The 13,271-nt window shown below is 72.6% G+C and carries 12 protein-coding genes; 6 read left to right on the top strand and 6 right to left on the bottom strand.

What is annotated here, in order from left to right:
• Window positions 1–64: 64 nt before the first annotated feature.
• The gene (locus FDO69_RS29820) at window positions 65–1,666 is read right to left on the bottom strand and encodes an MFS transporter (protein WP_104783968.1); all 1,602 of its coding nucleotides are present in this window, start codon (window positions 1,664–1,666) and stop codon (window positions 65–67) included.
• Window positions 1,667–2,048: 382 nt separating this feature from the next.
• Between FDO69_RS29820 and panB the strand changes: the two genes are divergently transcribed.
• From panB to FDO69_RS29805, 3 genes are all read left to right on the top strand, one after another.
• Window positions 2,049–2,924: a 3-methyl-2-oxobutanoate hydroxymethyltransferase gene (gene panB, locus FDO69_RS29815; RefSeq protein WP_104783966.1), complete on the top strand. Its 876-nt coding sequence runs from the start codon at window positions 2,049–2,051 to the stop codon at window positions 2,922–2,924.
• 200 nt (window positions 2,925–3,124) lie between these two features.
• Window positions 3,125–4,144, top strand: coding sequence for an ATP-binding cassette domain-containing protein (locus FDO69_RS29810; protein ID WP_167526707.1), 1,020 nt, complete (start codon window positions 3,125–3,127; stop codon window positions 4,142–4,144).
• Window positions 4,141–4,956, top strand: coding sequence for an ABC transporter permease (locus FDO69_RS29805; RefSeq protein WP_104783960.1), 816 nt, complete (start codon window positions 4,141–4,143; stop codon window positions 4,954–4,956). Before FDO69_RS29810 ends, FDO69_RS29805 begins: the two co-directional genes overlap by 4 nt.
• Window positions 4,957–4,976: 20 nt before the next feature.
• On the opposite strand, the gene FDO69_RS29800 is transcribed toward FDO69_RS29805, so the two are convergent.
• Window positions 4,977–8,255 carry an ATP-binding protein gene (locus tag FDO69_RS29800; protein WP_234388173.1) on the bottom strand — a complete coding sequence of 1,093 codons (3,279 nt, stop codon included), beginning with the start codon at window positions 8,253–8,255 and terminating at the stop codon, window positions 4,977–4,979.
• A 112-nt stretch (window positions 8,256–8,367) separates the two neighbouring features.
• The gene (locus FDO69_RS29795) at window positions 8,368–9,099 is read right to left on the bottom strand and encodes a DUF6578 domain-containing protein (RefSeq protein WP_104783957.1); all 732 of its coding nucleotides are present in this window, start codon (window positions 9,097–9,099) and stop codon (window positions 8,368–8,370) included.
• A 104-nt stretch (window positions 9,100–9,203) separates the two neighbouring features.
• Between FDO69_RS29795 and FDO69_RS29790 the strand changes: the two genes are divergently transcribed.
• The gene (locus FDO69_RS29790) at window positions 9,204–10,004 is read left to right on the top strand and encodes a site-2 protease family protein (RefSeq protein WP_104783954.1); all 801 of its coding nucleotides are present in this window, start codon (window positions 9,204–9,206) and stop codon (window positions 10,002–10,004) included.
• Between the two features lie 9 nt (window positions 10,005–10,013).
• Here the strand turns inward: FDO69_RS29790 and FDO69_RS29785 are convergent, their stop codons facing one another.
• A complete protein-coding gene (locus tag FDO69_RS29785; RefSeq protein WP_104783951.1) occupies window positions 10,014–10,193 on the bottom strand; it encodes a hypothetical protein in 180 nt (59 codons plus the stop codon).
• Window positions 10,194–10,265: 72 nt separating this feature from the next.
• Window positions 10,266–10,985, bottom strand: a complete 720-nt coding sequence (gene npdG / locus FDO69_RS29780) for an NADPH-dependent F420 reductase (protein WP_104783948.1) — start codon at window positions 10,983–10,985, stop codon at window positions 10,266–10,268.
• Window positions 10,986–11,379: 394 nt separating this feature from the next.
• On the opposite strand from npdG, the gene FDO69_RS29775 reads away from it, so the two are divergent.
• Window positions 11,380–11,982: a hypothetical protein gene (locus FDO69_RS29775; protein WP_104783945.1), complete on the top strand. Its 603-nt coding sequence runs from the start codon at window positions 11,380–11,382 to the stop codon at window positions 11,980–11,982.
• A 94-nt stretch (window positions 11,983–12,076) separates the two neighbouring features.
• On the opposite strand, the gene FDO69_RS29770 is transcribed toward FDO69_RS29775, so the two are convergent.
• Window positions 12,077–12,310, bottom strand: a complete 234-nt coding sequence (locus tag FDO69_RS29770; RefSeq protein ID WP_031105401.1) for a hypothetical protein — start codon at window positions 12,308–12,310, stop codon at window positions 12,077–12,079.
• A gap of 58 nt (window positions 12,311–12,368) precedes the next feature.
• Here FDO69_RS29770 and map point away from each other — a divergent pair, with 58 nt between their 5' ends.
• On the top strand, window positions 12,369–13,226 hold the full coding sequence (gene map, locus FDO69_RS29765) for a type I methionyl aminopeptidase (RefSeq protein WP_104783942.1): 858 nt from the start codon (window positions 12,369–12,371) through the stop codon (window positions 13,224–13,226).
• Window positions 13,227–13,271: the final 45 nt, after the last annotated feature.

Raw genomic sequence — 13,271 nt, 5'->3', positions numbered from 1 at the left:
CGCTGCTTCCTTTCCTACCGGCCGGCCGTTCCGTGCCGTGCGGGAGATGAATTCTCCCGCAGGCCTACGACCTGGTGTGCGACAACTCCTGTTCGTCTTCGACCCCTTGGGCCGCCGGCGGCTTGCCCGGCAGGAACAGCGCCACGACGACCGCGCCGAGCACGGCGACGCCCGCGCCCCACAGGGCGGTGACGTGCATCGCGTGCAGGAACGCGTCGTAGGCCGGGGCGATCAGGGACTCGCCCCGGGGGCCCAGCTTGTCCGCGATGCCGAGCGTGGCCTCGATGGACTCCCCCGCGGTGTGCCGCAGCGCCGGGGGCAGGGCGCCGAGCTTGTCCTCGATGCCCGTGCGGTACGCCGTGGACAGCACCGAGCCGAGGACGGCGATGCCGAGGGCGCCGCCGACCTGCCGGAAGGTGTTGCTGAGCGCGGAGGCGGAGCCGGCCTTCTCGCGGGGCAGGGCCTGCATGATGACGACGCTGACCGGCGTCATGATGTGCGCCATGCCGGTGCCCATGAGGAAGAAGATCACTTCCAGGATCCAGATGGGCGTGTCCGCGTCCAGGGTGGCGAAGGCGGCCAGCATGGCGGCGATGACGGCCATGCCGGCCGTGGTCGTGACCCGGTTGCCGAAGCGGTCGACCACCAGCCGGGCGCGCGGCGCGAAGATCAACTGGGCGGCGGCCAGCGGCAGCATCAGCAGACCGGTCTGCAGCGGCGAGTAGCCGCGCACGCTCTGCGTGTAGAAGACGGAGAAGAAGGTCACGCCCATCAGGGCGAAGAAGACCAGCGCGATGGCGGCGATGGCGGCCGAGAAGACCTTGTCCTTGAAGTACGTGACGTCTATCGACGGATGGTCGCTGCGCTTCTCGAACACGACGAAGGCGACGAGCACGGCGAGACCGGCGCCGATGGTCGCCAGCACGGTCGCGTCGGTGAAGTCGGCCAGCTGGCCGCCCTTGATGATGCCGTAGACGAGCAGCACCAGGCCGACGACGGAGAGCACGACGCCGACGGGGTCGACCCGGCCGGGGTTCGGGTCGCGCGAGTCGGGCACCAGCCAGAGCATCAGCGCGAGCCCGAGCACCACGATCGGCACGTTGACGAGGAAGACCGAGCCCCACCAGAAGTGGTCGAGCAGCACGCCGCCGGTGATCGGGCCGATGGCGATGGCGAGTCCGACGCCGCCCGCCCAGATACCGATGGCCTTCGGCTGCTCCTCGCGCTCGAAGACGTTCATGAGGACGGCGAGGGTGGCGGGCATCACGAACGCGGCGCCCAGGCCCATCACCGCACGGAAGGCGATCAGCTGGCCCGGTGAACCGGAGAAGGCGGCGAGCGCCGAGCCGATGCCGAACACGGCGAGGCCGCCGATCAGCACCTTCTTGCGGCCCAGCCGGTCGCCGAGCAGGCCGGCGGTGAACAGCAGGCCCGCGAAGACGAGGGTGTAGGCGTTGATCGCCCACTCCAGCTCGCTCTGCGTGGCGCCCAGGCCGGTGGGGGCCGGGGTGGAGATCGTCTTGATGGCGACGTTCAGGATCGAGTTGTCCAGCACGACGATCAGCAGGCTCAGCATCAGCACGCCGAGGATCGCCCAGCGGCGCCGGTGCACCGCTTCCGGTACGCGCGGGCCGGTGGGGGCGGCCGGATCGGCAGGAGTAGTCATGGAGTCGAGCCTAGAACCATTTCGATACGAGACCGTCTCGTATCGGAAGTCTCTTACCGAGATCTTACGCGGCTTACGCGTTCCCGGCTTCCGGCGGCTGCGGGCGCCACGCCCGGGCCTCGGGGGGCTGCGGGTGCCACGCCCGGGCCTCGGGGGGGGGCTGCGGGCCCGGCGCCCGGCGCGGCGCGCGGCTCAATGGGCCATGGGCGCCGACGGTCAGGGCACGGGCGGCCTGGCCGGAGTCGGCGAGTTCCTGGCCTTCGGGCCTCCGGGGCGGAACTCACAGGGGCTCCCCTAGCCCTCGGTGGCACGAGGTGCCACCATGGACGTGGTCCGGGGACGCCGTCAGGGCGCCTCGAGATGACGTGTTAGGAGCCGTGCAATGACGCAGCTTCCGGCTGCCCAGACTGCTCAGACGAAGCCCTCCGACGGCGGCAGGGCGCTGTACGGGGGCAAGGGCACCCGCCGTATCACCGTGCGCGACATCGCCGCCGCCAAGGAGCGCGGCGAGAAGTGGCCGATGCTCACCGCGTACGACGCGATGACCGCGTCCGTCTTCGACGAGGCCGGGATCCCGGTGATGCTCGTCGGCGACTCGGCGGGCAACTGCCACCTCGGGTACGAGACGACCGTGCCCGTCACCCTCGACGAGATGACGATGCTGTCGGCGGCGGTCGTACGGGGCACCTCCCGCGCGCTGATCGTCGGCGACCTGCCCTTCGGCTCCTACCAGGAGGGTCCGGTGCAGGCGCTGCGCTCGGCGACCCGGCTGGTGAAGGAGGCGGGCGTGCAGGCCGTGAAGCTGGAGGGGGGTGAGCGGTCGCACGAGCAGATCCGGCTGCTCGTCGAGTCCGGCATCCCGGTCATGGCGCACATCGGTCTGACCCCGCAGTCGGTCAACGCGATGGGCTACCGCGTGCAGGGGCGGGGCGAGGAGGCGGCCCAGCAGCTGCTGCGGGACGCGAAGGCCGTGCAGGACGCGGGGGCGTTCGCGGTGGTGCTGGAGCTGGTTCCCGCGGAGCTGGCCGCCGAGGTGACGCGCGTGCTGCACATTCCGACCGTCGGCATCGGGGCGGGCCCCGAGACCGACGCGCAGGTGCTGGTGTGGACGGACATGCTCGGTCTGACCGGCGGGCGGGTGCCGAAGTTCGTGAAGCAGTACGCCAACCTGCGTGAGGTCATGGGCGACGCGGTGAAGGCGTTCGCCGACGAGGTCGTCGGCGGGACGTTCCCGCAGGAGGAGAACTCCGTCCACTAGGACCACTGCCGCACCACCACGGACGGCCCGCCGATCTGCCCCCGTCGGCGGGCCGTCCCCTTTTTGCGCCTGAACCGGCGCCGCTCTCGCGGACGTGGCCGGTCGTCGTCGTGGTTTCTCACGTGATGGTTGCGGTGTACGTCGGCGACTGTCGGTGGCTTGTCGGTGGTTTGTCGGTGGGGCCTGCGAGTGTCTGTCTCATGACGCGAATCGACACACAGACCAGCGGCGCCGCTGTGACCGTGCGGGGGCTGGTGAAGCACTACGGGGAGACCAAGGCTCTGGACGGAGTCGACCTGGAGGTGCGGGAGGGCACCGTGATGGGGGTGCTCGGGCCGAACGGGGCCGGGAAGACGACCCTCGTGCGGATCCTGTCCACGCTCCTGGCGCCCGACTCGGGGCAGGCCACCGTGGCCGGGTACGACGTCGTACGGCAGCCGCGGCAGCTGCGGCGGGTGATAGGACTCACGGGCCAGTACGCGTCCGTGGACGAGAAGCTCTCGGGCTGGGAGAACCTGTACATGATCGGGCGGCTGCTCGATCTGCCCCGCAAGGAGGCCCGTGCCCGTGCCGACGGGCTGCTGGAGCGCTTCTCGCTCACCGAGGCGGCCAAGCGGGCGGCGGCGACGTACTCCGGGGGGATGCGGCGGCGGCTGGACCTGGCCGCGTCGATGATCGGCCGGCCGGCCGTGCTCTTCCTCGACGAGCCGACCACCGGGCTCGACCCGCGCACCCGCAACGAGGTGTGGGACGAGGTGAAGCGCATGGTCGGCGACGGGGTCACCGTACTGCTCACCACCCAGTACATGGAGGAGGCCGAGCAGCTCGCCACCGAGCTGACGGTCGTCGACCGCGGCCAGGTCATCGCGGGGGGCGGGATCGAGGCGCTGAAGGCGAAGGTCGGCGGCCGGGCGCTGCGGATCCGCCCGGCCGACCCCACCCACCTGCGGCCCCTCGCCGGCGCGCTGGACGAGCTGGGGATCACCGGGCTCGCCACCACGACCGTCGACACCGACCGGGGCGACGTCCTCGTGCCGATCCTCAGCGACGAGCAGCTGACGGCCGTGGTCGGCGCGGTCACCGCGCGCGGCATCACGCTCTCCTCCATCACCACCGAACTGCCCAGCCTGGACGAGGTGTTCCTGTCCCTCACCGGCCACCGTGCCAGTGCCCCGCAGGACGCCGTGCCCGCCGAAGACCTTCAGGAGGCCGCCGTATGAGCGCCGTCACCGTCAACGACGCCGCCGCGGACGCCCGTATCCCGCTGCGCGGCCATCTGCGCCACACCGGGGCCCTGATCCGCCGCAACCTGCTGTGGATCCGCAAGGACCCGGAGTCGATGGCCGACGCGCTGCTGATGCCGGTCATCTTCACCCTGCTGTTCGTGTTCGTGTTCGGCGGCTCGATCGGGCAGGCGCTGGGCGGCGGGCAGGACCGATACGTGCAGTACGTGATCCCGGGCATGATCGCGATGATGAGCATGACGCTGTCCCAGGGCGTCGGCACCGGCTTCAGCCAGGACTTCAACTCCGGTGTCATGGACCGGTTCCGGTCCCTGCCCATCGGGCGCGGCTCGGTCCTGTTCGCGAAGATCTCGGTGGAGCTGCTGCGGATGCTGTTCGCGACCGCCGTGCTGATGATCGTCTCCGTGGCGGTCGGGTTCGACATCACCAATTGGCCCGGGCTGTTCGCGGCCGTGGCCCTGTCCACCGCGTTCGCCTCGTCGATCATGTGGGTGTTCCTCACCCTGGGCGTGATCCTGAAGAACGCGCAGTCCGTGCAGGCGATGGGCTTCCTGGTGCTGTTCCCGCTGCAGTTCGGCTCGTCGATCTTCGCGCCGACGACATCGATGCCGGGCTGGCTGCAGGCCTTCACCGACTACAACCCGCTGTCCACGCTCGCGGACGCCGCGCGCGGTCTGATGGTGGGCGGGCCCGTCGCCCACGACCTGTGGGTGACGCTCGGCTGGTCGGTGGCGATCACCGCGGTGATGGCGCCCGTCGCGATCCACAAGTTCCGCACCAAGAGCTGACCGGACGGCTCGAAGCCGCGTCACAGCAGGGCGGTGGCCTCTTCGAGGGAGAGGCCACCGCCCGCCGCGTACGCGGCCTCGTACACCTCGTCGCCGAGCAGCGCCCGGGCCTGCCGCTCCGCCCGCCGACGGGCGTCGCGCTCCTGCCGATGGGCGATGTGACCGGGCGGCAGCAGAGCGTCGAAGGCGCCCAGACAGCGGGCCGCGTCCTCGGCGCGCCCGACTCCCTCGAGGCCGGCCAGGGCCCAGGCGCCGATGAGCAGATACCCCGAGCGCATGTAGGGCGCGATGGCCGTGGACAGCGGATCGGCGGCCCGGCCCAGCGCCTTGCGGATCAGGTGCAGGCACTCCTCGTACCGGCTCTCCGCGGCGTCCAGCCAGGCCTCCGCGCCGAGGATGAACGCGTCGAAGACGATGAAGTGGGCGATCCGGAAATCCCGGCGCAGCCGCTTCAGCTGCTCGCGTGCCTCCGCGGTGCGGCCCGTGGTACCGAGCCAGCCGGCGAGGAACAGCCGGGCGGCAGGCATGGCCTCGCTGTGCGTGTCCTCGCCCCGGGCGATCACCTCGCGCAGCAGCCGCTCACCGCGTTCGCCGTCACCCGCCTCCAGCAGGGCGCTGCCCAGCCGGGCGCTGAGCACCGCCGCCTGGGCGCGGGCGCCGAGGTGTTCGGCGTGGGCGATGGCCGCCTCGTAGTCGGCGGCGGCCAGGGCGTAGTGGCCCTTGCGTTCGTGGGCCTCGGCGCGGGCGGAGAGGGCCTCGGCGGTGCCCCAGGCGTCGCCGAGGCGCCGGTAGACCTCCAGCGCCTCGTCGGCGTCGTGGGCGGCGTCGCCGGCCCAGTCGGTGCGGTTGGCGAGGAAGTTGGCCCGCATCTGCAGGCCGGAGGCGAGCTCCCAGTCGAAGCCCGGGGCCTGTCGGCAGGTGCGGATGGACGCCTCGATGATGACGCGCAGCCGGTCCATGTCGCCGGTCAGCATCACGGCGAAGAACCAGAGCAGGCCGGGCATGCGGCAGTTCTGCGGAAGGCCGGGCTCGTAGGTCCCGGCGATGGCCCGCAGCTTCCGCCGGGACTCCGGGTTCTGCCAGGCATCCAGCTCGGTGTCCATGCAGGCCAGATGGGCGAGGTGGATGCCGCGCCGGGCCTCCCACAGGACCTCGCCGGTCATCGGGGGCGGGGCGTCGGTGCAGCGCTCCCACACCGCGCCGGCGGGACGTACGGGCTCGGTGAAGGGGTCGGGGCCGAGCGCCATGACCTCGCGGCACCAGTTGCGGGCCTCGATGCGCAGGTCGCGCATCTGCCAGTACCAGACGAGGGACAGCGCCAGGCACAGCGCCTCCTGCTCGTCGCGCAGGACCACGGCGTGGCGCAGGGCGATGCGCAGGTTCTCGTACTCGCGCTCCAGCCGCTGGATGGCGGCGAGCTGGCCGGGGCCGCGCAGCAACGGGTCGTTGGTGCGGGCGAGTTCGCGGTAGTACGTCAGGTGGGCGCGCTCGGCGTCGGCGCGCTGCCCCGACTCGTCCAGCCGTTCGGCGGCGTACTCGGCGACGGTCTCCAGGAGCCGGTAGCGCATCTCCCCGTCGGCGGACTCGCCGGGCGGGGCGGCCACGACAAGGGACCGGTCGACGAGGGAGGCGAGCGCCTCCAGGGCGGCCGGTCCGCACACGGCCTCGGCGGCGGGCAGGTCGCAGCCGCCGGCGAACACCGACAGCCGCCGCAGAACGTCCCGTTCGCCCTCGTCGAGCAGGTCCCAGGACCAGTCGACGACGGCTCTGAGGGTCTGCTGGCGGGGCAGGACGGTGCGGCTGCCGGAGGTGAGGAGACGGAAGCGGTCGTCGAGCCGGTCGGCGATCTGGCGGGGGGTGAGCATCCGCAGGCGGGCGGCGGCGAGTTCGATGGCCAGCGGCAGGCCGTCGAGGCGCCGGCAGATCTCGGCGCACGCCCCGGGGTCGTCCTCGGTGCGGAAGCCGGGCCGGGCCGCGGCGCCCCGGTCGGCGAGCAGCCGCAGTGCGACCGGCTCGGGCAGCGGCTCCACCGGGCGCAGCAACTCCCCCGGCACCCCGAGCGGTTCACGGCTGGTGGCCAGGACGGTGAGGTCGGGGCAGCGTGCCAGCAGCTCCGCGGTGAGGCGGGCGGCGGCGTCGGCGACGTGCTCGCAGTTGTCGAGGATGAGCAGCATGCGGGGCCTGGAGCAGTGCTCGGCGAGCCGCTCGACCGGGTCGTCGAGCCGGTCGGCGACGGCGGCGCGGATGCCCTCGGCGCCGGCCCCGTACAGCACGGTCTCGCGGGCGCCGAGGGCGGTGAGCACGGCCTCGGGGACGGCGTCGGGGTCGTCGACCGGGGCGAGTTCGGCCAGCCACACGCCGCCGGGCATGGCCTCGCGCACGGACTCGGCGGCCTCCTGCGACAGTCGGGTCTTCCCGGCGCCGCCGGGCCCGAGCAGGGTGACCAGCCGGGCCGCCGCGAGATCCCCGCGGATGGTCTCGATGTCGGTTTCCCGGCCGATGAAGGAGGTGAGGCGGGCCCGGAGATTCCCGGCGGCCCTGCCCGGCCTCCCGGCTGCCGGCCAAGGTGCGGGGGCGTCGCCGAGGCGAAGCAACTCCGCGTGCAGGGAACGCAGTTCCGGCCCCGGGTCGGCGCCGAGACGGTCGGCGAGGAGGCGCCGCACGTCCTCGTAGGCGCCCAGCGCCTCCGCCGCCCGGCCGGCTTCCCGCAGGGCGCGCAGCCGCAGGGCCTGGAGCGGCTCGTCCAGGGGGTGGCCGTCGCACAGGGCGGTCAGTTCCGGCAGGGACTGCTCGGCCTCGCCGAGGGCGAGGGCGGCGGTGTGGCGGGCGCGCAGCGCGTCGAGCCGGCGGGTGTCCCGGCGGGCCGCCTCGGCGGTGCGGTCGGGCAGGTCGGCGAGGGCCGGGCCGTGCCACAGGGCGAGGGCGTCGTCGAGGACCACGGCGGCCTTGGCGGGATCGCCGTCGGACAGCGCCCGCAGCCCCTCGCCGGTCAGCCGCTCGAACCGGTGCAGGTCGACGTCGTCGGGCGGGGCGGTGAGCCGGTACCCGCCCTCGGCGGAGGCGATCGCGTCCGCGCCGAGAATCCTGCGCAGCCGTCCGACCAGCGCCTGCAGCGCCCCCGGCGCGTCGGCGGGCGGCTGCCCGCCCCACACCTCGTCGACGAGCAGCCCGGCGGGCACGGTCCGGCCGGCCCGCAGCGCGAGCACGGTCAGCAGCGCACGCAACCGCGCCCCGCCGACCGGAAGAACCGTCCCGTCGTCGCGGAGCGCCTGCGTGGTGCCGAGGATGCGGTAATGCACGGGCTCATTGTCTCCGGTGGAAAGGGGCCGGGTCACGGCGACCGACGGCGCGGCGGGGCGTTGGGGGCCGGTGCGGGGCCGGGACGTTCGGGCTCGCGTGGGGGCCTGGGGGTCAGTGGCGGCGGCGGGCACGGTCGGCCGGTCCGCTCCCCTTTCGCCGCGGCGGGGGTGCGACCGTGCTCAGGCTCTCCAGCAGGGCCGTCAGGTCCGCCGCCGGGATGTCGCGGGTCTCCGCGCCCGGTTGCGCGTCCTGGGGGAGGCCTTGGGCCTCGCGGACGGCGCGGGAGAGCCGGGAGTCGGTGTCCGGCACGTCCAGGGTCACCATCAGCCCCGATTCGCGCGAGCGGCGTCCCCGCCCGTCGGCGGCCCGCTCCGCCTCGGTCTCCTTGAACCACTTCGGGCACCGGTCCACCGGCCGCAGCCCGCGCTCCCCCGCCACCGGCTCGTAGGAGCGCGATCCGGGCACGGTTTCGGTCCAGGTCTGGGTCAGCACCTGCACGGCCCGCACCAGCCCGCCGGCCTCGGGCCACTTCGCGCCGTGCCGCTCGACGGACAGCAGCCCGGCCGACCGGGTCCGGCCTCCAGGTTCCGGGCGCAGGTCCTCCTCGGCGTCGGGATCCGCCCCGAGGGCCACCGGCAGGCCCGACTCCTCCCGCACCATCCGCACCCCGCCCACGTCCTCCACCGGCCCGGCCACCTCGGTGAGCTGGTCGTGCCAGCCGCCGCCCAGCACGGTGCCCGGGTCCACCAGCAGCAGCGGCCAGCTCACCTCGTCCCCCACCGAGAACGGCGTGCCGCAGCACTCCACCTGCCAGTCCGCGTAGTACACGTGCCACAGCCCCATTCCCCCAGCCTCCCCGGAACCGACCGCCCCGCGCGAGACGTTTTTCACCTGAGCCCGGTACCGTCGGGCCGTCCCACCCCGTGTCGACGAATGCAGGGAGCCCCATGACCACCGCCACCACCCGCCACAGCGAGCGGCGGATCAGCCCCGTGTTCGTGGGGATCCTCGCCGTGACGGCGGTCACGGGATGGGCGACCTGGACCGGCTTCGCCGAGCAGCCCGGCGTCGCCGTGTTCCTGTTCGTGACGGCGGCGTGGATCGTCTCCCTGTGCCTGCACGAGTACGCGCACGCGCGCACCGCCCTGCACAGCGGCGACATCTCCATCGGCGCGAAGGGCTATCTGACCCTCAACCCGCTGAAGTACACGCACGCGCTCCTCAGCATCGTCCTGCCGGTGATCTTCGTGATCATGGGCGGCATCGGTCTGCCCGGCGGCGCCGTGTTCATCGAGCGGAACCGGATCCAGGGGCGCTGGAAGCACAGCCTGATCTCGGCGGCGGGTCCGCTGACGAACGTGCTGTTCGCCGTCGTCTGCACCGCCCCGTTCTGGCTGGACTCGCTGGACGGCGTGCCGAGCGACTTCCGGTTCGCGCTGGCCTTCCTCGCGCTGCTCCAGGTGTCGGCCGCGCTGCTGAACTTCCTGCCGGTGCCCGGGCTGGACGGCTACGGCGTGATCGAGCCCTGGCTGTCGTACAACATCCGCCGCCAGGTGGAGCCGTTCGCGCCGTTCGGCCTGCTGTTCGTGTTCGCGCTGCTGTGGCTGCCGGCGGTGAACGGCGTCTTCTTCGACGTGATCGACACGATCCTGAAGTCCCTGGGGATCAGTGACTTCGAGACGTACTGCGGTCAGGAGCTGTACCGCTTCTGGCAGGGCTCGAACGAGTTCTGCCAGGCGGCGCCGTGACGGAAGCGGTCAGTGCGTGACCGACTTCTGTGCCCTGGCGCGCTTCAGGTAGTACCAGGCCATGTTCGACGACAGTCCGGCGAGCAGCACCCACACGATCCCCAGCCAGCTGCCCTCCACGAAGGAGACCACGGCCGCGGCCACGGACAGGACGCAGACGATCAGGGCGTAGAGGGCGAGGCGGGGCATGGGGTGGACTCCTGTCGGGGGACACTGCGGCACTGCTGGTGCCGTCCAGTGTCCCCCATGCTCCTCACCGGCTCACACGTCGGTGACGCGGAGCCCCGCGTGCGCCTTGTAGCGGCGGTTGACGGAGATCAGGTTGGCCACCAGCGACTCCACCTGGTGGGCGTTGCGCAGTCGCCCGGCGAAGACACCGCGCATCCCGGCGATGCGGCCGGCGAGGGCCTGGACGATCTCCACGTCCGCCCGCACCTCGCCGAGCACCATCACATCGGTGTCGATCTCGTCGATCTCCGGGTCCTGGAGCAGCACGGCCGAGAGGTGGTGGAAGGCAGCCGTGACCCGGGAGTCCGGCAGCAGTGCGGCGGCCTGCTCGGCGGCGCTGCCCTCCTCCGGCTTGAGGGCGTAGGCGCCCTTCTTGTCGAAGCCGAGCGGGTTGACGCAGTCGACGACGAGCTTGCCCGTCAGCTCCTCGCGCAGGGATTCGAGGGTCTTGCCGTGGCCGTCCCACGGCACGGCGACGATCACGACGTCGCTGCGGCGCGCGGTCTCGGCGTTGTCGGCGCCCTCGACCCCGTGGCCGAGTTCGTCGGCGGCGGCCTGGGCACGGTCGGCCGCCCGTGAGCCGATGATCACCTTCTGGCCGGCCTTGGCGAGCCGGTAGGCCAGGCCCTTGCCCTGCGGTCCGGTCCCGCCGAGCACCCCGACCACGAGTCCGGAGACGTCGGGCAGGTCCCAGGGGTCCTTGGCGGGCGCCTTCTGGGCGTTGTCGGTGGCAGCACTGTCGGTAGAGGTCATGGCCCCGACTCTACGACCGCGCCGTCGCGCCGGGCGGCTCAGGTCGGTCCCTCACGGGCGCCCGCCGGAAGGGCCGTTCACCAGGGTGCGGGCGCCGGGCGCCGGGCGCCGGGCGCCGGGGAACCGTAGCGGGTGGCGGAGCAGACGCGCCCGGGGAACCGTAGCGGGTGGCGAAGCAGACGCGCCCGGGGAACCGTAGCGGGTGGCGGAGCAGACGCGCCCGGGCCCGGCGTATCCCTCCCGTGCGCCGCGGAAGGGGACGCCGGTCTCGGTTTTCGGCGGGCTCCTCCGGTCGTTCGACGGTGGCACAGGTGACCGATCGGCCTCCCCAGCCCGGGCGAATGCGGAATGAAGTCGTCGTCACGAGTGACCGCTCGGGGCAGGATGCGACCCCATGGATGCCGTACGGGTCGCGCTGCTGCGGGAAGTCCTCGCCGGGACGGAGTGGCTCCAGGCCACGCGGCGGTTCGCCGGGGCGCTGCGCGGCTCGGTGGTGTCGCACGGGGGCGGGCTGCTGCTCGTCGGCACGCAGGACTACGAGCCGTGGCATCTGGCCGCGCACCTGGTGGACGAGGCCGCCTGGTCGGGCACGCCGGAGCTGACCCCGACACTGGTACGGCACGACGCGCGCCCCTGCGATCCGACGCATCTGGCGGTCGGTCTGGGCCGGCTGGAGGCGGCCCGGCGGGGCGAGACACTGCTGGTGGTCGCCCCCGAGGGGCCCGCCGCGCCCCTCCTGGAACGGGTGTCCGACGCCCGTCGCGCCGGGGCCACGGTCCTGGCCCTGGGTCCCGGCCCGGGCGAGTTGCCGTCCATGGCGCACGAGACCCTGGCCGTCCCCGACGGCTCGGAGCTGGACCTCGACACGGTGCAGCACCTGGTCAGCGCGGCGGCCGGGGAGAACTCCCTGCCCACCCCGAGAGGGCGGCGCCGACTGCGGGACCGGGTGGCGCGACTGGCGGAACACCTGACCGCACCGCCACCGGCCCGCTGGTGACGTCCGGGCGGCCCGCCGCTGCCGGCCCTGCCGGGCTCGCGGGCACCCCGCGCATGACGAACGCCCGGGGCCGCGGCCCCGGGCGTCGGTGGGATCAGCTCTCGTCGTCCCGGCTGCCCGCCGGTGCGTCATGCCACTTCGGGTCGTTCTCCCACTGGAGGTTGCGCTCCCGGGCGGTCGCCATCGCGTGTTCGGCCTCCGTGCGGGAGGCGTACGGCCCGAACCGGTCCTTGTTGGGGCATTCCGGCCCCTCCTCGACCTTCTTGTGCTCCAGGCAGTAGTACCACTCACCCGGCTTGCCGACCGTGCGCTTCTTGAACAGGGCCATGACCAGCTCCTCTCGCCATCGTCATGTTCCCCCATGGCCGCTGGTTAGACTCGCTGGCATGTCTGGCCAGTCGCTGCTCGTCCCTGGGGAGCTCTCCCCCATCCGTTCCGTGCCCGGAAACATCCGTCGCCCCGAGTACGTCGGCAAGCCCGCGCCGACGCCGTACACCGGACCGGAGGTGCAGACGCCCGAGACGATCGAGGCGATGCGCGTGGCCGGCCGGATCGCGGCCCGGGCGATGGCGGAGGCCGCGAAGCTGATCGCCCCCGGGGTGACCACGGACGAGCTGGACAGAGTCGCGCACGAGTACATGTGCGACCACGGCGCCTACCCCTCGACGCTGGGCTACCGCGGCTTCCCGAAGTCGCTGTGCACGAGCGTCAACGAGGTCATCTGCCACGGCATTCCGGACTCGACGGTCCTGCGCGACGGCGACATCGTCAACCTGGACGTGACGGCGTACATCGGCGGTGTGCACGGCGACAACAACGCCACCTACCTGGTGGGTGACGTCGACGAGGAGTCGCGGCTGCTGGTGGAGCGGACCCGGGAGTCCCTGGAGCGGGCGATCAAGGCGGTCAAGCCCGGCCGGCAGATCAACATCATCGGCCGCGTCATCGAGTCGTACGCCAAGCGCTTCGGCTACGGGGTGGTCCGGGACTTCACCGGGCACGGCATCAACTCGTCGTTCCACTCGGGCCTGATCATCCCGCACTACGACAGCCCGCACGCGACGACCGTCATCCAGCCCGGCATGACGTTCACGATCGAGCCGATGCTGACGCTCGGTACGCACGAGTACGACATGTGGGACGACGGCTGGACGGTCGTCACGAAGGACCGGAAGCGGACGGCCCAGTTCGAGCACACGCTGGTGGTGACGGACTCGGGCGCGGAGATCCTCACGCTGCCGTAGCCCCGCACCCCGCACGCCCCCGCACGGTCCGCACCCCGCGCCCCG

This window comes from Streptomyces tibetensis (assembly GCF_007655005.1).
Taxonomy (GTDB): Bacteria; Actinomycetota; Actinomycetes; order Streptomycetales; family Streptomycetaceae; genus Streptomyces; species Streptomyces tibetensis.
The sequence above is the reverse complement of the archived record's forward strand: the minus strand, read 5'-3'. Positions and strand labels throughout refer to the sequence as shown.